We start from the raw sequence: 22,132 nt of genomic DNA on the forward strand, positions 1-22,132 counted from the left end.
CCACCTGCCCAAAACCTTTTCCGCTTGGTACCATGACCCATGGACATTCAATACCCGGTTGGCAAGTTATCCATCCCCGAGACCCTCTCCCATGAACGTCTGGAACAGTATTTGCAGATTTTGCGTGATTTCCCCAAGCAACTTCACGATCTGGTGTGCCCCCTCACCGAACTGGAACTGCACAAACAGTATCGGGAAGGCAGTTTCACAGTGCGGCAACTGGCTTTTCACATCGCAGACGGTCACGAGCAGGGCTTCAACCGTTTTCGTTTTGGCATGACCTTGCAAACACCCACCATCATGCCGTTTCCGCAAGATCTCTGGGCTGAATTGCAGGACTACAACCTGCCTGTGGAAGTTGCCGTCAACCAGTTCACAGCGGTCAATGAACGCTGGCTTCACCTCCTGAAGCACCTTGCCATTCCCGAGATGGAACGGGAATTCATCCATCCCGATGAGGGCAGACAACCCATCTGGAAACTGATCAGCAAGCACGAATGGCATGTGCGCCACCATCTGGGTCACATCCAGATGGCCCTCAAGCAAGCCTAATGCGCTTGTGGTAGCTTGAAAAAGATGCGACCTTTGCTCTGGACTGGCTTGACCGGAATTTTGCTTTCAACGGCTTCGGCCATCAACATTCCGCTGGAAGGATGGACCTCCATCACCCCAACCCTTTGGACCAGTGCAGGATCGGCCTGTGTGCTGCGGGAAACCCAGCACACCAAACCTTTTGTGCCTCTGGCCTCCAGAGTGGAAGCCGACGCATTTGGCAAGAAACTGAAAGCTGCTCTGGAACAACAGAAAATGAAAGAAGTCAACACCGAGTCCAACTCGCGTCTGAACCAGTGGGCCGTGATGGCCACATACACCATGATCAGTGAAGGGCGTGGTTATCACGTGACGCAGGTGTACCTCTCTGAGAACGGCAAACTGCGAACCATCACTGGCAGTTCAAGGGTGACCTCAGATGACACCTGTGCGTTCAAGATGCGTGAATTCCTCAGGTATGGCGCATATTGATTTGCACGTAAGGGATGCCCAGCCAGCTCATTTGAGCACGGGTTCCACATCGCTGAGTTTGCGCACATCGATGGTGACCGCACCATGGCTGTTGGACACATACATGCTGGCAAATTTCACATTCCACAAAAAATCCTCTGCGGTGTAAGACACCCGTGCGTGTACCCTTTGTGACAGCACATCGTCTGTGGCATGCAGAATCACCATCAGCTCGATTTCCCGCTCATGCATGTGTTGTGGGGTGAGGCCCCAGAGGGGACTGCTTGGGGTCAGGGGATGCACAAGGGTCCAGGCCAGAGAAAAGAACTCCACTTCATGGCGCTCCAGTTTCAAAGGGTAAAACCGACGGACTTTTTGTCCTTGCACCCACTCGTAGAACACCAGCACGATTTGCACGTCCAGCTCAATGAGTTCGTTGTATGCGCCGTTGGTGAGGCGGACCATCAGGGCTTCACCCCCCTGATAGGGAGCAAAGATGACGTTCTTGCTCCACAAAATGTGTGTGTTGGGCCGGGAAAACCTTGCAAACAGCACACCTGTGATCAGGGCAACGCCCAGCAAGCCTGTGAATGCTTCCACACTGGAGACCAGATGGGCAGCCATGGTGGTGGGGGCAATGTGCCCATACCCAATGGTGGACAGGGTTTCGATGCTGAAAAAGAAGGCTTTCCAGAAGGTGTTGTCAATGGGATGTTCGGTGGTCATTTGCAGGGCATCTGCTCCACACAACACATAAAGCACGGCAAAAACCAGATTGGTCAGGACAAAGAGGGCCAGCACCAGAGCGAAAAACATCCACCAGTTCAGGGAAAGCATCAGGTGAAAAGGACTCAGGCTGCCCCATCCCCTGAGACCCAGACGGCGCGTGTTGAACCTTCCATCTGCAGTCAAGAAACGGCCACTGCGTTCTGCTTGCACCGATCCGATGCCCAGATCTTCAGGCGTGGTCTGTGGGGGTGTGCCCATTCCATTGGTCATTGGAGGCTCCTTGCCATGAGAAAGTCCCGGACTCTGCAGAATCCGGGACTTTGTGAAGGTTCATTTGGCTCTGGATTGCATGGCCTGATAGATCAGGATGCTGGCAGCCACACTGGCATTCAGGCTCTGGATTTTGCCCACAATTGGAATGGAGACCAGCTCGTCACATTTTTCACGGACCAGACGGCGCATTCCATCCCCTTCCGAACCAATCACCAGGGCCAGAGGACGGTCATAATCCACCTGTGCCACGCCCATGCGGGCTTCTCCGGCTGCTCCATACACCCACACCCCATGGTCTTTGAGCTGGTCGATGAAACGGGCCATGTTTTTGACCTGTGCAATGGGCAAATATGCAGTGGCACCGGCAGCCGTTTTGGCGACCACCGCAGAAAGGGGTGCGCTGCGACGTTCTTCCACGACCACGCCGTGCGCCCCGAGCACTTCGGCACTGCGGATGATGGCTCCAAAATTCCTCGGGTCGGTGATGCCGTCCAGCAACACCATCAGGACTTGCTCTCCGCGCTCTTCGGCAAGGTCGAAGATGTCTTCCACATCACTGAAGTGCAGGTCAGCAATTTCAGCGATGAGGCCCTGATGCTGGGTGGAGCCCACCATCTGGTCCATTTCGATGCGTGGAATGAACTTCAGGGGGATGTTGTGTTCTTCCAACTCACGCACAATGCGTGGCTCAATGCCTTTTGCCACCAGCACTTCGAGCACCTCACCGTTGCGGAGGGCTTCGAAAACCGGGTTTCTTCCATAAATCTGCATTGTGTCAGTATACTTCCAAGCTGTCGGGTACGGCGAGGCTCTGGCCTTTTGAAAGGCACAAGGCCAGAGCCTCAGGCTTGTTCAGGAAACAAGGGTTTTTCCCGAGGGTTGAATTTTCGGTTGCTGGCGCAGCTCTTGGAGATAGTTTCAAAGACAAATCACGTGTGAAAGGCAATTGTTGCTTCATGCTGGACCGCTTGACATCCAGATGTCTGAAAAGTGCAACAAAATTTCTGAAACACCTGTTCAAAAAACATGTAAAATGAAAAGGTCACACCCTTATGCGCCACCTCCATGTGGATTTAGACAAACAATTCGAGCAACTGGAACTGCAATTGATGCGGGCGACCTTGGGCATTGCTGCTCTGGGAAGCACCGCTGCGTACTGGGTTTCCATTTCGCAGTATTCGTGGCTGTACCACGTCACCTTGCCTTTTCTGTTGACGGCATGGCTGGTGCTCTCCTTGGTGGTCTGGCAGGCCCCGCGCACCTATCCAGTGGTCAAGCATTTTTACCTGGGCACCACAGCACTCTATTTGTTGCTTTGCCTGAACGGGTTTTTTGAACAGAGCACTGCACAACCGCTGTTTCTGGCGTTCAGCCTGTGGTTTCCAGTTCAGTACATGGTGATTTATGTCCTTTATCCGAGCCACCTTGCACACCGTCTGGCTCTCGGGCTTCTGGTGGTCAGTCTGTGCAGTCTGGTGGTGCACCTCGGGGATCTGGCCAAAATCGACCCGACCCAACTGGCATGGCTGATTCACTTTTATGTGGCTTCGGTGGTCACCATCATGATGTCGAGGTACGTGATCCTCATCAAGGACAAGTACGTTCTGGCTTACCGTGAGGCCAACAGCGATGCCCTGACCGGACTGTACAACCGCCGTTATCTGGAGGACCAGCTCAACGAAGTGGTGACTTTTGCTGTTCGATACGACAAAACCGTGTCGGTCTTGCTGCTGGACCTCGACCACTTCAAACAAATCAACGACCTGTTTGGACATGCCACTGGAGACATCATCCTGAAAGGCTTCGCAGAAGTGTTGCACCTGCACCTTCCCAAAAATGCGATTGCTGGCCGATGGGGTGGAGAAGAGTTCATGGTGATCCTGCCCGACATGGACATGCACCGGGCATGGCAGGTGGCGGAATTCATCCATGTGGTGATGCGCACCATCAAATTCAAGAAGGTCGGCAGTGTCACCATCAGTGTGGGGGTTTCTGAATTGGCTTCTCTGGATTCCATCCAGACCCTGATTCAGCGGGCCGATCAGGCGCTGTATCAGGCCAAAGGGGCAGGTCGCAACAAGACCATGCCCCAACTGCAAGACATCCCCAAAAGTGGGCAGTACCCTCAGGTGAAGGCCGCGAAATCCCTGTAAAGCACATCAGGACACTGACCATCACGCCTCAGGGAAATCCTGTTTTTGCTGCTCTGGTCACCTCTTTTTGCACTTGATGCCCTTAACTTGAACAGGTATGAAACCTGTTTATTTGCTTTCTCTGGCTTTCGTGGTGTTGGGTTTGTGGTTGGTGCTGGACCACCTGAGAACCCCCAGACTCCGTTTTGAAACCGTGCGTGACATGCCCACCATCAACCAGAGTGTGGGTGTGCCTCCCGTTTCTGTTGCCCCTGTGGGAACGTCACACATCCGTCCGGTGGTCTCTGGACCCATCAACATCAACACGGCAACACTTGAACAACTGGTGGAACTGCCCAAAGTGGGCCCCAAACTGGCCCAGCGCATCATGGAACATCGGCCTTACCAGAGCCTGAAAGATCTGGATCAGGTCAAGGGCATCGGGGAAAAAATGCTGTCTGTGCTGGCACCGCTTGTGGTGTTTTGATGCGTGTTCTCACCCCTCCGGTGTACTTGCTGGCTGCCATGGTGGCTGGCATCTTGTTGGGTTATGGCCTTTTCTGGGGTGTGCTGTTGCTGGTTTTGCTCCTTTGGGTCCGGTCATGGTCCCTCTGGTTGCTGGCAGCATGTTCTCTGGGTTGGGGATGGGGTCACTCTGTGCAGTTGCAAAAGGTGGTCCATCCACTGGTCCCCTATTACGGCCAGAAGTGGGAAATCGAAGGCCACTGGGATGGCAGGTTTTTGAATGTGCCAGAGCCCAAAGTCAGGCTGGCTCTGGCCCCTGCTCCAGAGGTGCCTGCGGGACAACTGGTGGTGCGTGGCACACTGGACCGTCCAGAGGGAAGGCGCAATTTTGATGCTTTTGATTACGCAGCATGGTTGGAATTGCGCGGTGTGCAAGGGGTACTGTATGGGGGCAAAGTGGTCCAGTCCAGACCGGATCAGGGCTTCAAAACGCACTTTCAGAGGGGACTGACCACAGGACTTTCTGAGCAACATGCTGCTTTGATGGTGGCTCTGGAACTCGGAGACAAGCAGGACCTGACAGGGCATCGGAGACCTGACGCTCCAGGAGGCTTTCACTCGGGCAGGGGTGGCCCACTTTCTGGCCCTGAGCGGTCAGCATGTGGCCATTCTGGTGGCTGTGCTGGAGGTCCTCCTCAGAAGGTTTGGCCGGGCGAGGCATGTCTTCTTGATGGTCTTTCTCATGGCTTATCTGGCTCTGGTGGGCACCGAACCCAGCATCTTGCGTGCAGTGCTGCAAGGCATGGTGGTTTTGCTTGCACTGGCTCTGGGAAGGGGAAAGCTGGACATGCTGGGTACCCTTGCCCTGACCGCTCTGGTCAGCCTGACGTTTTATCCCAAATGGCTGTTCGATGTGGGTTTTCAGCTGTCTTATCTGGCGGTGCTGGGCCTCCTGTTCACCCCCGATCTGGCCAGCAAAATTCCAGAGCAGGTCCCACGCTGGTTGGTTTACCCGCTGGCAGCAACGTTCTGTGCAGAACTCACCACGTTGCCTGTGGTGGCCAGCCAGTTCAATGTGTTGCCGTGGATCAGTCCTTTGAGCAATCTGATGCTCGGACCATTCATGGTGATTCTGGTTCCAGCAGGCATGCTGGCCGGTTTGCTGGGACCTCTGGGGGTTCTGGTCAATGGGGTGATCGGGATTGTCCTGACGGTGTTCCTCTGGTTGATTTCCCTGTTTGCACAGGTGCCACCGTTGCCTTGGGGAAACATTGGGGTGGCTGGCCTGCTGGTGTACCTGGTCTGGTTGGTGGGGGTGGGCCTGTGGTTGCTCAACCGCCTGAAACCTGCCCACCTGCTGGCCCTCACCCTTGCAGGAATGGGGATCACAGGTTTGTCCCCTTTGCTTTTTCCAGAGCAGCGCATTGTTTATCTGGATGTTGGGCAGGGAGACAGCACCTTGCTGCAACTCGGGCATTTCAACGTGCTCATTGACGGTGGAGGCAGTCCGGGCAGCGATTTCGATGTGGGCGCAAAGACTGTGGTGCCCGCCCTGCAAAAACTCGGGGTGTTCCGGCTGGATGTGGTGGTGGCCACCCATGCCGACACCGATCACATCGAAGGACTGACCAGTGTCATCCAGCAGATTCCGGTGGGAGAACTCTGGGTGGGGCACCTCAAAACCACGGATCCAGTCATGCAAGAGGTGCTGCAAGTCGCCCATGAGAAACACATTCCCATCCGTCAGGTGCACAGAGGGAACACCCTGCAGGTGGGCCAGAGTGTCCTGCAGGTGCTTTACCCTCAACCGGGTCATGTCAGCCCAGAAGACAACGCCAACAGCGTGGCCCTGAAACTGCAAAAAGGCAAGTTCAGTGCACTTTTTCTGGGAGATTTGCCTTCCAGTGTTGAAGATGTGCTTGCTCCGGGTCCGGTGACGGTCCTGAAAGTGGCCCACCATGGCAGCAGGCACTCCACCTCTCAGGCCTTTGTGAGGCAACTTCAACCTGAGCATGCAATCATCAGTTCAGGCAAAAACCATTATGGTCATCCACACCCTGATGTGCTGGGCAGGCTGCAAGATGTGCACGCCAGAGTGTGGCGCACAGACCAATTGGGGGCTGTCATGCTGTACTTGCCCTGAAGTTTGTCTAAAGCGCATTTAAGTGGCCTATCAGACTTCATAACCCCCCCTATGATTGAATATGTTCAAGGAGGCTGATATGAGCCAGGACCAAACATTGAAAGACCGTTTTGCAAATGCAGTTGAAATGACCCGTGAACGCATCCAACAAACTGCGGACAAAGTCCGTTCAGGAATCCACGATGTCAAATCCGAAACCGCCCCCAATTTCATCGAGAAGACCAGTGAAATGGTCAAAGGCCGTGTGGATGATTTGAAAGCCAAAATCCACGAAACCAAAGCCGATGACCGCATGAAGAAAATGATGGAGCCCATGGGCAAGATGGCATCCAAGCGCAACCTGATGATTCTGGGCGCTCTGGGCATCGGCGCCCTGCTGGTGGCCCGTCGCCGCAGAATGGCCTGAACTTGCAAAGCACCCCCAGAAATGAGGGGTGCTTTTTGCCGTGACTTCACATCCCATTTGCATTGCAGCTTTGCATTCAAATCCATCTTTGTGCGTATTGCCCCATCACTCAAATACGGGATCCGATACAGCACTGTTCTTTGATTTGAAGTGAACTGAAAACAGGAGGCATTCCATGACTGCACACAACAAAGACAACAAGGATGGCATCACGGAAAAAGTGGCCCACGCCGCCCAGACCGTCCGTGAAAAAGTCGAAGAACTCAGCGACAAAGCCAAAAAAGAATTCCACGAAGCCGATTTTGACCACATCAAAGAACCCGTGATCCGGGTGGTTGAAGATGCCAAAGTCAAAGCAGATGCTCTGGCCACCGATGTGAAAGAGTTTGCCAGCAAAGCCCAGGACACTGCGGTCTGGAAAGACATGGAAGAGAACCGCACCCGCAACCTGATCATTCTGGGTGCTGTGCTGGCCCTGCTTGCTTTGCTGTTCATGCGTCGCCGTTGACGCAGCAAAAATAAACCCCCTGGAAAGGAGACTCCGATGAAATTGCTGATTTCTGCTGTCGTCGGACTGGGTCTGGTGCTTTTGAGCAAGAAGCTGATGGACCAGAGCAGGGTCAAACCTGTGCTGGCTTTGCCCAGTTCTGAACGCGACCATGCCGAAGACACCGTGCATTGAGAATGTGCACTGAGAGGGCGTTCATTGAAGAAGCCCATCCCAAACAACAAAGACAAAAAAGACCAGAGGGATGTCCTCTGGTCTTCTGATTTTTGACAGCTTGATGTTTCAGGTGGTGTATTCACCATTGATTTTGACGTACTCGTAGGTCAGGTCGCAGCCCCAGACGGTGGCTTCCTGATCGCCCAGATTCAGGTGCACATCAATCAGGATGTCCTTGCCTTTCAGGTAAGCGGTCAGGGCATCGAGTTGACCGGTGTCGGAGTTGCCTTTGTCGTAGACCATCAGGTCTCCAAAAGAAATCTGCACCAAGTAAGGATCAATCTGGGTGTTGAAGGTCTCCACCTTGCCCAGAGCCATGGCGATGCGTCCCCAGTTCGGATCCGTGCCGAAAATGGCGGTTTTCACCAGAGGGCTGTTCACAATGCTTTTGGCAAGGGCTTTGGCGTCCTGAAAAGAATTGGCCCCTTTGACGCGCACCTCGATCAACTTGGTGGCCCCTTCACCATCTCTGGCGATTTCCTGTGCCAGTTCAATGGCCATGCTCAGAAAAACCTGTTTGAAAGCCTCCAGATCCACTTCTCCGGCCAGTCCGTTGGCCATCATCGCCACGGTGTCTGACGTGGAGGTGTCGGTGTCCACACTGACCATGTTGAAAGACAGGTTGACCACTTCGCGCAACAGGTTTTGCAGGGTCTCTGGATCGATTTTGGCATCGGTAGCAAAGTAGGACAGCATGGTGGCCATGTTCGGCTCGATCATGCCACTTCCTTTGGCCATGCCCACCAGAACCGCATCGCCAATTTTCGCTGCCCGCACTTTGGGACGGGTGTCGGTGGTCATGATGGCAACTGCAGCATCTTCCAGATGGCCTGCTTGGAGTTCTTTGCCCACACCCACAATGCCTTTGCGGATGATGTCCATGGGCAACTGGCGACCAATGACCCCAGTGGAGGAGGGGAGGATGTCCTCTGGCTGAATGGAGAGTTCTTCGGCGACCAGACGCACAATTTCACGGGCATTCTGGATGCCTTGCTCTCCGGTGGCCACGTTGCTGTTGCCCGAGTTGATCACAAAAGCCTGCAAAATGCCGTTCTGAACGTGCTCACGGCCCACAATGATCGGGCTTCCACAAAAAGCACTCTTGGTGAACACCGCTGCGCCCGAGGCGGGCACTTCAGAGGCGATCACGGTGAAATCCAGCAAACCCTGTTTGATGCCAATGTTTTTGGCACACACTTGAAAGCCTCTGGGCTGAAAGGGAAGGGTCATCAAAACTCCTTATGCAAAGGATTCGCGGGTGAACTGCTCGGGGAGGTGAAACCCTTTGCTGTTCCAGAAGCGAACCTCATGTTCAATTTGGTGTTGGTGCCCATCCAGAACCGCTTGCAGCACATCCTTGCAGGACTCTGGAAAAAGCACCCTCAGGGTGGTGGTGGGAATGGGAGCGATGTAAAACGCAATCTGGGCTTCTGACATGCTGGGAAACACCCGATGCAACTCTTCGCGGATGTGCTCGGGATCGAGCTTCTGGTTGTGCTCCGCATGGGTGGAATACCGCACAACGGCTTCCAGCAGCATTTCGATGTAGGCTTCCAGATGGGGTTGAGGCAGACCGGGCAGGGCAAGGTGCTGGATCTCCAGCTTTGGAGGCTGAATGCCCCAGTAGCCCTTGCAGTCGTTCAGGCAGTCCTGAAAAGAGCCCAGACTGTTCCCAAAGTACCCATCCTGCCCGAGCACCCGGTACACTTCGATCAAATCACTGAAGGTGCTGACCTCTGGAACGGTCAGCAGTGCATGGTCTGGATGAACTTCAAGACCGGCCTGAGAACGGTGTCCCGCAGCGTTGAAATGAAAGAAGTGGTCGATTCGGTAACCCATGGTCTTCTTTTATTCTAGGGATTCACTCTTGCCAAATTCATAACTGCCCAGAGGGAACGCTGTAATCCTGATCCCCTTCGAGGCCCAGCATGACATCCAGATTCTGTGCAGCCGCTCCAGAAGCGCCTTTCCCAAGGTTGTCCAATCTGGAGACCAGCAACATTTGACCGAGTTCAGGGTTGGCAAACACAAAAATTTGCAGTTTGTTGGTGTCGTTCAGGGCTTGCGGGTCAAGAATGGCATTCTCTGGTTTGCCATGCTCATAAGGCATCACTTCAATGAAGCGTTGACCCTGATAATGTTTCTCCAGTGCAGCATGGATGTGCTCTGGGGTGGTGCCCTCAGGGAACATGCTCAGGTGCAGGGGAACCTGAACCAGCATTCCCTGACGCCATGCCCCAACGGCTGGCGTGAACAGGGGCGCGTGCTGCAAACCCCCATAGGTTTTCATCTCTGGAAGGTGCTTGTGGGACAGGCCCAGAGCATAAGCTTTGAACTGTCCGGCCATCGGATGGGTGCCTTTCCCTTCCATGGCATCCACCAGTTGACGGCCTCCGCCAGAGTAACCACTGAAACCCTGCACACTCAGAAGGGCCTCCTCAGAGAGCAGCCCTGCATCGGTGAGGGGACGGATCAGGGCAATCATGCCTGTGGAGTAACAACCGGGATTGGAAACAAACCGGGCATTGCGAATGCGGTCCTTCTGGCCCTCTGTCATCTCAGGGAAACCATAAGTCCAGCCTTCAGCCACGCGAAAAGCGGTGCTGGCGTCCAGCACACGGGTGGTGTGGTTGTCCAGCATTTCCACGGCTTCTTTGGAGGCCTCGTCGGGAAGGCACAACACCACCACATCGGCAAGGTTCAGCAAGCGTTTGCGCTCGTTCTGGTCTTTCCGCAAAGCCGGATCAATGCTGATGAGTTCCAGATCGGTGCGGTCTTGCAGACGCGCCCGGATTTGCAGGCCTGTGGTTCCGGCCTCGCCATCAATGAATACTCGGGGTTTACCCATGTGTGTTCTCCTGCTTTCAGGGTTTGGGCAGCAAAACGAGCCGTTTCAACTGCTCCCTCTGGGCATCGTCCAGCGTGCCAGAGATGCTTTCAATGTAACGGGAATCCAGAGTTTCTTGAATCTGGATGTCTATGAACCTGTTCATGCATTTCCAGCGCACCACCTGATGCTTCGTGACCCTCAGCCAATAAGATTTTGCCGATGGAAAAGGTGTGAGGGTCACCTTTCCTTCCTGACCTCCTTGCAATACAGGAAGGTCAAAAAGATCCAGCGAGGCCAGAACATGGATGTCTTGATGGTTGATCTGGCCAAGAAGGATCAGTTGAGGATCACGAGGAATGCCCAAGATGGCATTGCTGTAGAGCAGCGGCACATCTGTGGGCAACCTCAGATTTCCCAAAAGCACATCAGGTTGAACCGTTCTGGTCATGAGAAACACCTTGGTGCCTTCTGCCTTCAGCTTTCTGCCTTCAGCTTTCTGCCTTCAGCTTTCTGCCTTCTGCTTCTTTACCAGCGAACGTTCTGTCCACCCATCACATGGTAAATCAGGGCTTTCTGGGCATGCAGGCGGTTTTCGGCCTGATCAAACACGCGGGATTTGCGGTGTTCGGTGGCTTCGGGGACCACTTCTTCGCCGTAGTGGGCAGGGAGGCAGTGCAGGAAGATGCCCTCTGGCTTGATTTTTTCCAGCATGGGGGCGTCCACACAGAAACCTGCGAAAGCTTTGCGTTTGCGGTCGGCTTCGGCTTCCTGACCCATCGAGATCCAGACGTCGGTGTAAAGCACATCGGTGCCTTCCAGAGCCTCTTCGATGTTGTGGGTCAGGGTGATGTTGGCTCCAGCCTTGATGGCTTCGAGCAGCACACCACCGTTGGGCTCGTAGCCCACAGGGGTGCAGACGGTGACGTGTGCTCCGGTCAAGATGCCCATGTGGATGTGGCTGTTCGCGAGGTTGTTGCCGTCTCCGAGGTAGGTCACTTTCAGGCCAGAGAGGTTTCCTGCGCCGAAGTTCTCCTCGATGGTCTGGTAGTCTGCGAGCAGTTGCACAGGATGCAGGAAGTCGGACAGACCGTTGATCACTGGAACACTGGCATGCTCGGCAAGCTCCATGAGGGTGCTCTGGAGGTACACGCGGGCCATGATGCCATCCACCCAGCGTTCCAGGTTCTTGGCAACATCGCTGACCCGTTCACGCACGCCCAGACCAATCTCGTTGTTGGTGAGGGTGATGGCATGACCGCCCAACTGGTAGGTGGCCACATCGAAGGTGGTGCGGGTGCGCAAGGAGGCTTTTTCGAAAATCAGGGCAAGGGTCTGGCCTTCCAGAGGCTTGAGACCTTTAAATTCGCCGCGTTTCATGGAGTGGGCGGTGTCCATGAGGGTGCGGTATTCTGCAGGCGTCACGTCCAGATTGCTCAGGAAATCTCTGCCAGTGAGGATCGGGGGGAACTTCGTCATAGGTTAATGATTATACATAATTTTTGTGGTTTTTGAATAATTATTTGTAGGTGATGTGGGGGGTGGTGCAAAGTCTGATCTTGGGCGATCAATGGAAAAATGTGTCAGCGATCCGCCTTCAGCAGTCAGCGCAAAGCCCATCCAGAGGCATTTGCTTTCGAGCATATGGAGACAATACAGCAAATCTCACTCAGGTTTTTCAGATTCAAGGGATTGCAACCTTCGTTGAGTGGAGGATGGTCCCTTTGCTCCGAAAGTCATGTTGTGGAGGGTTCATGGATACCAAAAAAAGGGGCGCGATAATCTCGCGCTTGATGGTGGAGGTTCAATTTGTTCAGGATGTGGGATTCCCCGGAGGATGTTTGGGGTGATCAAACAGAAATAGATCGGGATGGGTTATGCATGTCCTCTTTGCGCCCCAAGAACAGCTTACCCTGTCTGCGGTCAGGGAAACATCACATTTTTGGCATTCGGGATTTCCCGTAGGCAAGCCTAAAGGTCAGGTTAAGAAAAACATGTGGAATTCGCTCAACAGTCGATTCTGAGGCATTTTGATGCATGGATTGATTTTCTTCTCTGTGACACCCAGATTGTGGAAACCAGAACAAAAAATTTCGGTTGTTTGGAATTGAAAGCATCAAATTCCATGAGCTCCCACTGAATTGCACCTGTTCAAAACTTAAACGTTTTCGTGCCCGTTTTCAGCCCAGAAATGCTGCAATCCACCAGAGCCATGCCCCAGATCAGGTGCATTTCGAATGGCCCCTTGCAAGTAATCATGGGCTTTTTGGGTGCCCTCTGGCAATTCAAATCCCAGAGCAAGATGGGCAGCGATGCTGCTGGAAAGGGTGCATCCTGTGCCGTGCAAGTGCCGGGTGTGTTGTCTGGGAGCTTGAAAGGTGCCCATCTGAACACCATCCATCCACAAAACATCGGTGAGCACATCAGAAGTGCCATGTCCTCCTTTGACCAGAAAGTTCCCCTTCAGAGGGACTTTTCCCTGATACAGCACTTCAAGCTCTGGCAAATTGGGGGTGATCAAGGTGGCAATAGGAAAAAGCAAGGTTTTCAGGGCTTCTGTGTCCTCTGGGGCGAGCAAAGCTTTTCCACTGCTGGACACCAGCACAGGATCAAGGACGATGGGGATTTCCAGACCTTTCAAAGCCGCATGCACAGCCTGAATGATGCTCTGGTTGCCCAGAGCCCCAATTTTGACGGCATGGATGGGAAAGTCAGCTCTCAGGGCCTGAATCTGCTGAAACACCAGTTCTGCAGGCAGGAGATGCACCCGTTTCACCCCAAGGGTGTTTTGCACCGTGATCAGGGTGGGAACGGTCAATCCGTAGACTTTGTGGGCATGAAAGGTTTTCAGGTCGGCTTGAATGCCTGCCCCTCCAGAGGGGTCAGAGCCAGCAATGGAAAGGGCAACATGCATGGTTGTTCATTTTATCCTTCTGTCTGAAGGGTGAAAAAGCTCCAGCCTCCTCGGGGTCGGTTCAGGTGTTCCAAGTGCAGAACAGCATGCAGGGCATCTTGCACCTGCAACACTCGGATGTAACCTGCGAATTGATGCATCTCAGTGTGCAGGGCGTACCCTTCAAAAGCCTCGTCAGGATGGAGCATTCGGTGTCTGGGCGTCCATCCAGCATCTTGCATCGCCTTGCTGTAATGGATCAAGACATCTTCCAGAGGCAGGTCTCCCAGCAGGCGTGCCTGAAAAAACATCCTTGCACCATCCCCAGAGGAACCTTCTGGAAGCACCATCATGTGCTCTGGTGGTTCAAGTCTGGGAATCCATGCCTGCATGGGGGTGGTGACAGCTTGCATTGGCCTGAGGGAGTGGGTCCAGACCATTTCCACCTGACCTTCCAGAAACACCAGATGCACCTGAGCGTGGTCTGTGCGGTAATGGGTGGGATCAGGAAAAGGAAATGCTGGAAGAGAGGACTCCGAAGGCAAAAACCCACTCTGCACGACATCATCCAGAGGAACATGTTTTGCATGCCCTGTGTGATACAAAACCCGTTCAAACTCAGGTTGAAGCAGGTGCTGGGGTCGCAAGTCATCCCAGAAAATCCGGACCTGGTGGTGGCCCCCTTCAAACTGTTCTTCGATGCTTCCAACCAACCGCTGTCCAATGTGGGCCACATCCAGTTCAAAATGAGGAGGCAAAGCCTCTGGAAACATCCGGTGGGTTCTGGAATCAAATTGGGCAAACCGTTTCAAAAGTTCCATTTCAAGGGTCATGCCTCAGGGTAAGGGTTTTGGGGCTCAGGTTCCCTCCAGAGAAATCCCTGATGGGGGAGAACCCACTTTCTCCTGTGGGGCAAGGCATGCCTTGCCCCTACACGTTCGGCCTCCCCTAAGTGTTCCTCCATTGACAGGCCCTCACCCTTCCTGATAAACCTGTAATTGTCACTCGGGGTGCCTAATGTCACAGAGGCTGAGAGGGAAAAACGCCCAACCCGTGGAACCTGATCTGGTTTGTACCAGCGGAGGAAACGTGACCAGCACACACCTTTACCCCAAACAATCCAATGTGTTCGCATGGTCCCATCGGGAGGGGATCATTCTGGTTTGATGCCTGTTTTTGAAGTCACCAGACGTTGATCTTTTCCCAGTCAAACCCAGCCCTGCCCGAGGCAAAACCGCTCGGGAAGGCTTGCCATTGCTTTTGGAGGACCCATGCAACAGATCACCACCCAGCCCTTTCCTGCCAGCCAGAAAAAATTCGTGCAGGGAAAACTTCATCCTGACCTTCAAGTTCCTTTTCGAGCGATTTCCCAGCACCCCACGCTGGAACTCTGGAATGGCGTGAGCCGCAACACCCCCAATCCAGAGGTGTGGGTTTATGACACCAGTGGTCCGTACACCGATCCTGCGCAGGAAATCAACGTGCATCAGGGGATTTCCAGAGTCCGTCAGGGCTGGATAGAAGCGCGTCAGGACACTGAAAAGCTCTCTGGTTTTTCCTCGGAGTTCACCAGAAATTTGCTGGAGGACAGGCAAACCTTCCCTCAGATTCCCTTGCCTCGGAAAGCAAGAAGCGGAAGCAACGTCACCCAGATGCATTACGCCAGACGGGGCATCGTCACGCCGGAAATGGAATTTGTGGCCATCCGCGAGCAAGAACGGCTTGAAGGGATGCAAGAACTTTTGCAACAACATGCCGGACAACCTTTTGGGGCCAGCATCCCCAGAGAAATCACCCCCGAATTTGTGCGCTCGGAAGTGGCAAAAGGGAGGGCGATCATTCCGGCCAACATCAACCACCCCGAGCTTGAACCGATGGTGATCGGGCGGAATTTCCGGGTGAAGATCAACGCCAACATCGGCAACAGTGCAGTGTCCAGTTCCATTGAAGAGGAAATCGAGAAAATGGTGTGGGCCACCAGATGGGGAGCCGACACCATCATGGACCTCTCGACGGGAAAAAACATTCACCAGACCCGAGAGTGGATCATCCGAAACAGCCCTGTTCCCGTGGGCACCGTGCCGATTTATCAGGCGCTGGAAAAAGTCGGAGGCAAGGCCGAGGAGTTGACCTGGGAGGTCTACCGCGACACCCTCATCGAGCAGGCCGAGCAAGGGGTGGATTACTTCACCATCCATGCTGGAGTGCTGCTCAGGTACATTCCCCTGACCGCCAGAAGGCGCACGGGCATTGTTTCCAGAGGCGGATCCATCATGGCCAAATGGTGTCTGGCGCACCATCAGGAGAGTTTCCTGTACACCCATTTCCGTGAAATCTGCGAGATCATGCAGGCCTACGATGTCAGTTTCAGCCTCGGGGATGGTTTGCGTCCCGGATCTCTGGAAGACGCCAACGACGCAGCCCAGTTTGCAGAACTGCACACCCTTGGAGAACTGACCCGCATCGCATGGGAACATGACGTTCAGACCATGATCGAGGGTCCCGGTCACGTGCCGATGCAACTCATTCAAGAGAACATGGATGAACAGCTCAAACACTGCTTTGAAGCTCCTTTTTACACCCTCGGGCCACTGACCACGGACATTGCGCCCGGCTATGACCACATCACCTCGGCGATTGGTGCAGCACAGATTGGCTGGTACGGCACCGCCATGCTTTGCTACGTGACCCCCAAAGAACACCTCGGGCTTCCCGACAAAAACGATGTCCGAGAAGGGGTCATCACCTACAAGATCGCTGCCCATGCCGCCGATCTGGCCAAAGGGTTTCCGGGTGCCCAGATCCGCGACAACGCCCTCTCCAAAGCCCGTTTTGAATTCCGCTGGGAAGACCAGTTCAACCTCGCTCTGGACCCCGAGCGTGCCCGGGCCTTCCACGATGCCACCCTTCCTGCCGAGGCCGCCAAAACCGCCCACTTCTGCTCGATGTGCGGCCCCCATTTCTGCTCCATGAAACTCACCGAAGACATCCGCAGGGGCATGCAGGACAAGTCTCTGGAGTTTCAGGAACAGGGCATGAACATCTATCTGGACCGGGAGGTGGGGGTTTGAAGGGGGTGCAGAAGGCAGCGACCCCGCGCCGACCGAACCGCTTCGGAGGCGCATCTTGGGGTCAAGAAGAAAGCAGAAGGCAGCAGGCAAAAGCCAAAGCTGAACATGTTTTTTGCTCTCGGCTCTCGGCTCTCGGCCCTCGGCTCAAAAGGGGCCTCCCATGTTGAACTCTCCCTCATCCCATCTCTACCTCGTCGCCAATTTCACCCCCGAAATGCCCGAGCAGGAATACCTCAAGCGCTGCGAGGCTGCCCTGAAAGGCGGAGTGGGGGTCTTGCAACTGCGTGCCAAGCAATCCGAAGTGAAAACCCAGATCCGTCTGGGAGAGGCCCTGCGAGACCTCACCCGCAAGCATCAGGCGGTGTTTTTTGTGAACGACCGGGTGGATGTGGCCCTTGCAGTGCAGGCGGATGGGGTGCACCTCGGGCAGCAGGATTTGCCTCCTGCTTTTGCAAGACAACTGGCCCCTCACCTGTTGCTGGGACGTTCCACCCATAGGCCCGATCAGGCTTTGCAAGTTGTGCCAGAGCAGGCCGATTATTTTGCGGTGGGCCCCATCTGGGAAACCCCCACCAAGGCTGGAAGGGCTGCGGTGGGTCTGGAATATGCTCGCTGGGCTGTGCAAAAGAAGTTTCCCATCCCGTTTTATGCCATTGGAAACGTCAACCTCGACAACATCACCGATCTGGTGATGGCCGGAGTCCAGAGGGTCGCGGTGGTGCGGGCCATCCTGAATGCCCCAGATCCAGAGCAAGCTGCCCGTGGATTCAAAAAAGCATTGGAGCTGGTCCATGCAGGTTAACGGCAAAGCATTTCTCCACACAGAGGGGTTGACCTTGCTGGCTTTGCTGGACCAACTGAACATCCCCAGAGACCGGGTGGCTGTAATGGTTGGCGAACAGGTTTTTCCCTCTGGACACATTGAGGATGTGCTTCTGAAACCAGAGGATGTGATCGAGATTGTGCGGGCGATGCAGGGGGGGTAGCTCTGCGATGGGCTGTTGTACCACTTGATTCGTTGAGCAGAAAGCAGAAGGCAGAAAGCAAGAACCCTGTGCCATCGCTCAAGCCGAATTCAAAAGCATCAGCCGGAGCCTTTTGGATGGCAGCCTTCTGCCTTCGTCCTTCAGCCTTCTGCAGCCACCTTCACTTGTGGAGCAACCCCAAAAAACAGAAACGAGGTCAAACCATGGACTTACTGAACATTGCAGGACAACAATTCACTTCCCGCTTGATGTTGGGAACCGGAAAATACCGTGACTTTGAAGTGATGAAAGACGCTCTGGAGGCGTCTGGAACCCAGATCGTGACCGTGTCCATCCGCAGGGTGGAAATTGGAGCAGCAGGGCATGTGGGTATTCTGGACGCCATTGACCTGTCCAGATACCAGCTTCTGCCCAACACAGCGGGGTGCAAAACCGCAGAGGAGGCTGTTCGGGTGGCCCGCCTTGCCCGAGCGCTCACCGGCACCAACTGGATCAAACTGGAGGTTATTCCCGATGCCCGTTACCTGATGCCCGATCCCCTTGGGACGTTTGAGGCTGCCAAACGGCTCTGTGAAGAAGGTTTTGTGGTGTTGCCTTACATGCCTGCTGATCCAGTGCTGGCCCACAAGTTGCAGGAGGTGGGGTGCGCCACAGTGATGCCTCTGGGTTCGCCCATTGGCTCGGGGCAGGGCATTCAGAATCGGGCCAGCATCGAGGTGATCCTGAACAGCGTCACGGCTCCGGTGGTGGTGGATGCAGGACTTGGGGTGCCTTCTGAAGCCTCTCAAGCCATGGAAATGGGAGCCAGCAGCGTGCTGGTCAACACCGCCATTGCAGAAGCCAGAGATCCCGTTCGCATGGCAGAAGCCTTCCGTGACGGAGTGAATGCAGGCCGTCAGGCATACCTTGCAGGTCGCATGCCCGTGCGTGAACATGCCAGTCCCAGCAGTCCAGTTCAAGGGGTGGTGCGCCTGACAGATCCCGAGGTTCCGGAGTGAAATCCCATGTGGTGGTCGTGGGTGCGGGAATCATCGGTAGCATGGTTGCGGTGAAGCTCTCAGACCTTGGAGCACAGGTGACTTTGCTGGACGCTGGTTTTGCAGGTCAGGCCACCCGAGCCAGTGGAGGCATGCTGGCCCCCACCAGTGAAGCCCTCTCCATTCCCGAAAACTGGCGTGAAAAAGCCTTGCAGTCCCTGCATCTCTGGCAGGACTGGTTGAAGCGGTTTGAGGAGATGGGGGTGGATGTGGGGTATCGGTCTGGTTTGGGCCATGCGGCCTGTTCTCCAGAAGAAGCCCTCAACTTAAAAAGGTCTGGAGTCTGGCTGGAGGACCATCCTTTGCATCCACATGGCATGGCTTATTTCCCACAGGAAGGCAGCCTTGAACCCGAGAAAGTCCTCTCTGCCTTGCACATGCTTTGCCCAGTGACCCACGCAGAAGTCCATGCCATTGAGGATCAGCAAGGGCTTGTGGTCCGCACCTCTCTGGGTGAAATCAGGGCAGATGCTGTGATTCTGGCTTGTGGAGTTTGGTCTGCAAAGTTTGGGATTCCTGTTTTGCCAAAACAAGGGCAGGTGCTCTTGATTGACGGAAAACACATCGAACATGCCACCTACAAAGGCAAAGGGTATCTGGTGCCCAGAGGAGACTGGACGTTTGTGGGGGCCACCGAAATTGAAACTCTGGATGTCACGCCCACACAGGGGGCAAAGAACACCTTGCTGAACCATGTGCGGAACCACCATCCCCACATCCCTGAACCGCAAGTGCTGGAACAGAGGGTAGGGGTTCGCCCTTACCTGCCTGAGCCTTTTGTGGGTCACCATCCCAGTCTCAAAGGCGTGCTGGTCGCCACAGGACACCACCGCAATGGGGTTTTGCTGGCCCCGGTCACGGCTCAGCTTCTGGCAGAACTTTTCATGGAGGCATCACCGGACTCTTATGGGCTGCCCGTACACTGAATGAGACATCCCCCGGTGCCCTTTTCCCTCCTCCTCAGGCACCGGGGGTGTTTTTTGTTTTGGGGTTGAATGGGTTTACCAGTCGATGGTGGTGTTGCTCTTGGTGATCACCCGGTTGTTCTCGAAATAAGACACCGTGACGTTTTCCTGCGTGCGGTCTGCCAGATTGGCCAGTCCAGAGAGCAAAGTCGAGGCGAAGCCCACCGCTTCTTTTTCGGTGCTGTCCTGTGCAAGGGTGTTCAGCATCACGTTGCTCAAACGCAGTTGGCTGGCGTAATTTTTGAAGTAATCTGCCCCGATCCACTGGAATCCAGTCAGCGCACGATTGCCAAACAGGGTTTGTTGCTTGGATGGGGTGAGGGTTTCTGATGGGGTGTTGGGCAGGTTGTTCAGCAGATCTGCACCCAGACCGACCATCAGGAATTTCTGGTGGATTTTGAAGCACACTTTCATGGCGTCGCCCAGCACACTGCTCAGGGCGGCCAGTTCACCCATGCTGGCGGTGCTGCCTGCATCGGCAAAGTTCAGGCAGGTGATGTCTCCATCCAGCTTCTCCACCGTCACCTGAGGAACCTCGGGTTGAGACACACCCTCAAAATCCTCAAAGAGGTCTTCCATGCCTTCATCCATCATGGGGTCATCCATGCTGTGGTCCATGCCATGATCCATTTCAGTCATGCCGTCTTCCGTCAGGTCTTCATCGATCTCTGGGGTCATGGGGTCTTTCTGTCCCATGGCTTCGAGTTCCTGCACCAGTTCATCCAGCAAGGTCTGGGCCTGCTCTGGGTCAGTGATTTCCAGACCGAACAGGGCGTTGGTGCCTGCCAGACTGGAAAGGGCTTTGCCCGAGGTGGCCGCCGGATAAATCCCGACCATTTCCGTCCCGAGGACCCCTTTGAAGCGATCATATGCTTCAGGCAGGTTGTCTTTCAGCTCTGGGACCAGACCGACAAAGTAATCCATCCAGCCTTGCAGATCCACGGCATTGACCCCGTAACCCTGCACGTCGGGTCTCAGGAGCACTTCTGCATTGAACTGGGTTTTGGAGTAACTGAGCAGGCGTTGCAGCTCTGGGGACAGGTTCTGGAAGCTCATGACCGAAGTGCCATCCAGACCGGTTTTGGTGAAGCTCGCAGACAGGCTCAGCCCCTGCAAACTGCGCAAAGCCTGAATCGCCTGTGGGAATTCTTTCTGGTCCGACTGGGGGATTTCCTTCAGCACCAGATTCATCAGGGATTTCAGGTTGACGAAGGCTTTGAAGTTGCCTCCATCGTTCAGCATGGTGCTCTGGAAGCTCTGCTGGCTGGAAAGACCAGCCAGTTTGCTGTTCTGCAAGCGCTTCAGGAACTCCCTCAGGAGTTGCGGATGGGAACCAACATAAGCCAGACCATCCTGAAACCCGTAATACATCCCGTCCTGTGCAAAAAACACAAAACGGCCTTCTTTCAATTTGGTGGGCTTTTTCTTGCCTTTGGCGAGGTCGGCCATCAGGCTCTGGACCTGTTTGTTGCTGGATTTGCCCACACGGGTGACTGCCAGCACCTCCACGTCGTTTTTGACCATGTGCACAGACAGGCTGGACTCGGTGCCCAGCCCACCCCAGAGCAGGTTCTGGGCGATTTTGGCATCGTCGTACTTCAGGCCAGCGTCCAGCAGGGTGCTTTCCAGATCGATCAGGGTGGTGATCTGGGGTTTGATGTTGCTGAGACCATTGAGCTGGAATTCGGCCAACGCAGTTTCAGGCACATAACGGTTCAGTGGGGCAGCCAGAGAAAGACCGCTGGCAAGCAAAAGTGAGGTGAGGATGATTTTGTGTTTCACCCCACCATTTTATAGGGAACTCTGGCCTCAGGGGGTGACGGGTTTCCAGATGGATGCGCAGGTCAGGGGAAATCCAGATGCTGGTTGCACAACTGGCGGTTGGGTTTGGGGCAATCCCAGCGCTGCACCTGTGAGGTGACCAGAAACTTTTGCAGCACAGGTCTGGAAAACACAAACTCCCGCTTTTCAGCAGACACATGGCAGGACCAGCATTCAAACAGGTTGGCTGAGGTGTCCACTTGCCCGTCCGAACCTCTGAAACTCTGGACATTCCAGTTGTCCATGGCCCCTTTCACATTGGCCCGACGTTGCATCACATGGATGGTTTCCGGGATGGCTCTGGGAATCAGGTGCTTCTGGGCATCCAGCAAGTATTTCTGATTGAAGCTCTGTGCACGGTAATTCTCAATCACGTACAGGGCATCCCCAGAGGTTGGGTATGGGGTCTGGCTTTTGACGGCCTGCAAAGCACTCTGACTGACGTACAGCTTGCGGACCATGCCGTCTGGACGGTCCACCACCGCATACAGGGTCATGGTTTGCTGATATTGCTCAGGGTAGGGAAGGGCATTTGCCGCAGCAATGGGATCTTCCTGAGGGCTCGGGATGGCAACTGGGGTGCTGCCCAGCAGCAACAAGCCAAGCAGAGAGAACCGCAACCAGAGGAACATGATTCAGTGTAATCCAGAGGACCACA

General features: G+C 54.7%; 25 protein-coding genes and 1 riboswitch. Of the genes, 13 read left to right on the forward strand and 12 right to left on the reverse strand.

Going from position 1 to position 22,132, the window contains the following annotated elements; all coding sequences use genetic code 11:
* Window positions 1–39: 39 nt before the first annotated feature.
* Together Q371_RS10095 and Q371_RS10100 are read left to right on the forward strand one after the other, a co-directional pair.
* Window positions 40–552, forward strand: a complete 513-nt coding sequence (locus tag Q371_RS10095) for a DinB family protein (protein WP_034339784.1) — start codon at window positions 40–42, stop codon at window positions 550–552.
* A 24-nt stretch (window positions 553–576) separates the two neighbouring features.
* Window positions 577–1,023 (forward strand): hypothetical protein, encoded by a 447-nt coding sequence (locus Q371_RS10100; RefSeq protein WP_051964008.1) that lies wholly within the window; start codon window positions 577–579, stop codon window positions 1,021–1,023.
* Between the two features lie 27 nt (window positions 1,024–1,050).
* Here Q371_RS10100 and Q371_RS10105 read toward each other — a convergent pair whose 3' ends face one another.
* Window positions 1,051–2,001 (reverse strand): ion channel, encoded by a 951-nt coding sequence (locus Q371_RS10105; RefSeq protein ID WP_051964011.1) that lies wholly within the window; start codon window positions 1,999–2,001, stop codon window positions 1,051–1,053.
* A gap of 60 nt (window positions 2,002–2,061) precedes the next feature.
* Window positions 2,062–2,775 (reverse strand): 23S rRNA (guanosine(2251)-2'-O)-methyltransferase RlmB, encoded by a 714-nt coding sequence (gene rlmB, locus Q371_RS10110; RefSeq protein ID WP_034339787.1) that lies wholly within the window; start codon window positions 2,773–2,775, stop codon window positions 2,062–2,064.
* A 281-nt stretch (window positions 2,776–3,056) separates the two neighbouring features.
* On the opposite strand from rlmB, the gene Q371_RS10115 reads away from it, so the two are divergent.
* Both Q371_RS10115 and Q371_RS10120 read left to right on the forward strand, forming a co-directional pair.
* Window positions 3,057–4,157 (forward strand): GGDEF domain-containing protein, encoded by a 1,101-nt coding sequence (locus Q371_RS10115; protein ID WP_034339790.1) that lies wholly within the window; start codon window positions 3,057–3,059, stop codon window positions 4,155–4,157.
* 97 nt (window positions 4,158–4,254) lie between these two features.
* The gene (locus tag Q371_RS10120; protein ID WP_034339792.1) at window positions 4,255–4,623 is read left to right on the forward strand and encodes a ComEA family DNA-binding protein; all 369 of its coding nucleotides are present in this window, start codon (window positions 4,255–4,257) and stop codon (window positions 4,621–4,623) included.
* A 113-nt stretch (window positions 4,624–4,736) separates the two neighbouring features.
* On the opposite strand, the gene Q371_RS27885 is transcribed toward Q371_RS10120, so the two are convergent.
* Window positions 4,737–5,135, reverse strand: coding sequence for a hypothetical protein (locus tag Q371_RS27885; RefSeq protein WP_245618318.1), 399 nt, complete (start codon window positions 5,133–5,135; stop codon window positions 4,737–4,739).
* A gap of 61 nt (window positions 5,136–5,196) precedes the next feature.
* Here Q371_RS27885 and Q371_RS10125 point away from each other — a divergent pair, with 61 nt between their 5' ends.
* The 4 genes from Q371_RS10125 to Q371_RS26935 all read left to right on the forward strand — a co-directional run bounded on the left by Q371_RS10125 (window position 5,197) and on the right by Q371_RS26935 (window position 7,832).
* Window positions 5,197–6,744, forward strand: a complete 1,548-nt coding sequence (locus tag Q371_RS10125; protein WP_281174301.1) for a DNA internalization-related competence protein ComEC/Rec2 — start codon at window positions 5,197–5,199, stop codon at window positions 6,742–6,744.
* A 79-nt stretch (window positions 6,745–6,823) separates the two neighbouring features.
* Complete coding sequence (locus tag Q371_RS10130; protein WP_034339794.1) at window positions 6,824–7,150, forward strand: hypothetical protein; 327 nt, start codon at window positions 6,824–6,826, stop codon at window positions 7,148–7,150.
* 175 nt (window positions 7,151–7,325) lie between these two features.
* Window positions 7,326–7,658 (forward strand): hypothetical protein, encoded by a 333-nt coding sequence (locus Q371_RS10135; protein WP_034339796.1) that lies wholly within the window; start codon window positions 7,326–7,328, stop codon window positions 7,656–7,658.
* A gap of 36 nt (window positions 7,659–7,694) precedes the next feature.
* Window positions 7,695–7,832, forward strand: a complete 138-nt coding sequence (locus tag Q371_RS26935; protein WP_157442632.1) for a hypothetical protein — start codon at window positions 7,695–7,697, stop codon at window positions 7,830–7,832.
* Between the two features lie 108 nt (window positions 7,833–7,940).
* On the opposite strand, the gene argJ is transcribed toward Q371_RS26935, so the two are convergent.
* The 7 genes from argJ to Q371_RS10175 all read right to left on the reverse strand — a co-directional run bounded on the left by argJ (window position 7,941) and on the right by Q371_RS10175 (window position 14,427).
* The gene (argJ, locus tag Q371_RS10140) at window positions 7,941–9,104 is read right to left on the reverse strand and encodes a bifunctional glutamate N-acetyltransferase/amino-acid acetyltransferase ArgJ (protein WP_034339798.1); all 1,164 of its coding nucleotides are present in this window, start codon (window positions 9,102–9,104) and stop codon (window positions 7,941–7,943) included.
* Between the two features lie 9 nt (window positions 9,105–9,113).
* Window positions 9,114–9,713, reverse strand: coding sequence for a hypothetical protein (locus Q371_RS10145; protein ID WP_034339801.1), 600 nt, complete (start codon window positions 9,711–9,713; stop codon window positions 9,114–9,116).
* Window positions 9,714–9,750: 37 nt separating this feature from the next.
* Window positions 9,751–10,722, reverse strand: coding sequence for an N-acetyl-gamma-glutamyl-phosphate reductase (gene argC / locus Q371_RS10150; protein WP_034339805.1), 972 nt, complete (start codon window positions 10,720–10,722; stop codon window positions 9,751–9,753).
* A gap of 16 nt (window positions 10,723–10,738) precedes the next feature.
* Window positions 10,739–11,152, reverse strand: coding sequence for a hypothetical protein (locus Q371_RS10155; RefSeq protein ID WP_157442633.1), 414 nt, complete (start codon window positions 11,150–11,152; stop codon window positions 10,739–10,741).
* A 77-nt stretch (window positions 11,153–11,229) separates the two neighbouring features.
* Window positions 11,230–12,180, reverse strand: coding sequence for an ornithine carbamoyltransferase (gene argF, locus Q371_RS10160; RefSeq protein ID WP_051964017.1), 951 nt, complete (start codon window positions 12,178–12,180; stop codon window positions 11,230–11,232).
* Window positions 12,181–12,859: 679 nt separating this feature from the next.
* Window positions 12,860–13,615 carry a bifunctional hydroxymethylpyrimidine kinase/phosphomethylpyrimidine kinase gene (gene thiD / locus Q371_RS10170; RefSeq protein WP_034339812.1) on the reverse strand — a complete coding sequence of 252 codons (756 nt, stop codon included), beginning with the start codon at window positions 13,613–13,615 and terminating at the stop codon, window positions 12,860–12,862.
* A gap of 11 nt (window positions 13,616–13,626) precedes the next feature.
* Complete coding sequence (locus Q371_RS10175; protein WP_034339814.1) at window positions 13,627–14,427, reverse strand: hypothetical protein; 801 nt, start codon at window positions 14,425–14,427, stop codon at window positions 13,627–13,629.
* Window positions 14,428–14,590: 163 nt separating this feature from the next.
* Window positions 14,591–14,699, forward strand: a riboswitch (TPP riboswitch).
* Between the two features lie 166 nt (window positions 14,700–14,865).
* Here Q371_RS10175 and thiC point away from each other — a divergent pair.
* From thiC to Q371_RS10200, 5 genes are all read left to right on the forward strand, one after another.
* Entirely contained in the window at window positions 14,866–16,665 is a 1,800-nt protein-coding gene (gene thiC / locus Q371_RS10180) for a phosphomethylpyrimidine synthase ThiC (RefSeq protein ID WP_051964020.1), read from the forward strand.
* A gap of 160 nt (window positions 16,666–16,825) precedes the next feature.
* On the forward strand, window positions 16,826–17,467 hold the full coding sequence (thiE, locus tag Q371_RS10185; RefSeq protein WP_034339820.1) for a thiamine phosphate synthase: 642 nt from the start codon (window positions 16,826–16,828) through the stop codon (window positions 17,465–17,467).
* Window positions 17,457–17,651 carry a sulfur carrier protein ThiS gene (gene thiS / locus Q371_RS10190; RefSeq protein ID WP_034339823.1) on the forward strand — a complete coding sequence of 65 codons (195 nt, stop codon included), beginning with the start codon at window positions 17,457–17,459 and terminating at the stop codon, window positions 17,649–17,651. The genes thiE and thiS overlap by 11 nt, the downstream gene beginning before the upstream one ends.
* Before the next feature lie 203 nt (window positions 17,652–17,854).
* The gene (locus tag Q371_RS10195; protein ID WP_034339986.1) at window positions 17,855–18,649 is read left to right on the forward strand and encodes a thiazole synthase; all 795 of its coding nucleotides are present in this window, start codon (window positions 17,855–17,857) and stop codon (window positions 18,647–18,649) included.
* Window positions 18,650–18,666: 17 nt separating this feature from the next.
* On the forward strand, window positions 18,667–19,614 hold the full coding sequence (locus tag Q371_RS10200) for an NAD(P)/FAD-dependent oxidoreductase (RefSeq protein WP_281174302.1): 948 nt from the start codon (window positions 18,667–18,669) through the stop codon (window positions 19,612–19,614).
* Window positions 19,615–19,689: 75 nt separating this feature from the next.
* On the opposite strand, the gene Q371_RS10205 is transcribed toward Q371_RS10200, so the two are convergent.
* Both Q371_RS10205 and Q371_RS10210 read right to left on the reverse strand, forming a co-directional pair.
* On the reverse strand, window positions 19,690–21,435 hold the full coding sequence (locus Q371_RS10205; protein WP_034339828.1) for a hypothetical protein: 1,746 nt from the start codon (window positions 21,433–21,435) through the stop codon (window positions 19,690–19,692).
* Window positions 21,436–21,497: 62 nt separating this feature from the next.
* Entirely contained in the window at window positions 21,498–22,106 is a 609-nt protein-coding gene (locus Q371_RS10210; protein ID WP_034339831.1) for a cytochrome P460 family protein, read from the reverse strand.
* Window positions 22,107–22,132 lie beyond the last annotated feature (26 nt).

Source organism: Deinococcus misasensis DSM 22328 (assembly GCF_000745915.1).
Classification (GTDB): Bacteria; Deinococcota; Deinococci; order Deinococcales; family Deinococcaceae; genus Deinococcus_C; species Deinococcus_C misasensis.

Bases quoted from the DNA above. Each gene is read 5' to 3' on its own strand.
- Q371_RS10095 (WP_034339784.1), top strand. From the start codon at position 40: ATGGACATTCAATACCCGGTTGGCAAGTTATCCATCCCCGAGACCCTC.
- Q371_RS10100 (WP_051964008.1), top strand. From the start codon at position 577: ATGCGACCTTTGCTCTGGACTGGCTTGACCGGAATTTTGCTTTCAACG.
- Q371_RS10105 (WP_051964011.1), bottom strand. From the start codon at position 2,001: ATGACCAATGGAATGGGCACACCCCCACAGACCACGCCTGAAGATCTG.
- rlmB (WP_034339787.1), bottom strand. From the start codon at position 2,775: ATGCAGATTTATGGAAGAAACCCGGTTTTCGAAGCCCTCCGCAACGGT.
- Q371_RS10115 (WP_034339790.1), top strand. From the start codon at position 3,057: ATGCGCCACCTCCATGTGGATTTAGACAAACAATTCGAGCAACTGGAA.
- Q371_RS10120 (WP_034339792.1), top strand. From the start codon at position 4,255: ATGAAACCTGTTTATTTGCTTTCTCTGGCTTTCGTGGTGTTGGGTTTG.
- Q371_RS27885 (WP_245618318.1), bottom strand. From the start codon at position 5,135: ATGTTGCTCAGAAAGTCCTGTGGTCAGTCCCCTCTGAAAGTGCGTTTT.
- Q371_RS10130 (WP_034339794.1), top strand. From the start codon at position 6,824: ATGAGCCAGGACCAAACATTGAAAGACCGTTTTGCAAATGCAGTTGAA.
- Q371_RS10135 (WP_034339796.1), top strand. From the start codon at position 7,326: ATGACTGCACACAACAAAGACAACAAGGATGGCATCACGGAAAAAGTG.
- Q371_RS26935 (WP_157442632.1), top strand. From the start codon at position 7,695: ATGAAATTGCTGATTTCTGCTGTCGTCGGACTGGGTCTGGTGCTTTTG.
- argJ (WP_034339798.1), bottom strand. From the start codon at position 9,104: ATGACCCTTCCCTTTCAGCCCAGAGGCTTTCAAGTGTGTGCCAAAAAC.
- Q371_RS10145 (WP_034339801.1), bottom strand. From the start codon at position 9,713: ATGGGTTACCGAATCGACCACTTCTTTCATTTCAACGCTGCGGGACAC.
- argC (WP_034339805.1), bottom strand. From the start codon at position 10,722: ATGGGTAAACCCCGAGTATTCATTGATGGCGAGGCCGGAACCACAGGC.
- Q371_RS10155 (WP_157442633.1), bottom strand. From the start codon at position 11,152: ATGACCAGAACGGTTCAACCTGATGTGCTTTTGGGAAATCTGAGGTTG.
- argF (WP_051964017.1), bottom strand. From the start codon at position 12,180: ATGACGAAGTTCCCCCCGATCCTCACTGGCAGAGATTTCCTGAGCAAT.
- thiD (WP_034339812.1), bottom strand. From the start codon at position 13,615: ATGCATGTTGCCCTTTCCATTGCTGGCTCTGACCCCTCTGGAGGGGCA.
- Q371_RS10175 (WP_034339814.1), bottom strand. From the start codon at position 14,427: ATGACCCTTGAAATGGAACTTTTGAAACGGTTTGCCCAATTTGATTCC.
- thiC (WP_051964020.1), top strand. From the start codon at position 14,866: ATGCAACAGATCACCACCCAGCCCTTTCCTGCCAGCCAGAAAAAATTC.
- thiE (WP_034339820.1), top strand. From the start codon at position 16,826: ATGTTGAACTCTCCCTCATCCCATCTCTACCTCGTCGCCAATTTCACC.
- thiS (WP_034339823.1), top strand. From the start codon at position 17,457: ATGCAGGTTAACGGCAAAGCATTTCTCCACACAGAGGGGTTGACCTTG.
- Q371_RS10195 (WP_034339986.1), top strand. From the start codon at position 17,855: ATGGACTTACTGAACATTGCAGGACAACAATTCACTTCCCGCTTGATG.
- Q371_RS10210 (WP_034339831.1), bottom strand. From the start codon at position 22,106: ATGTTCCTCTGGTTGCGGTTCTCTCTGCTTGGCTTGTTGCTGCTGGGC.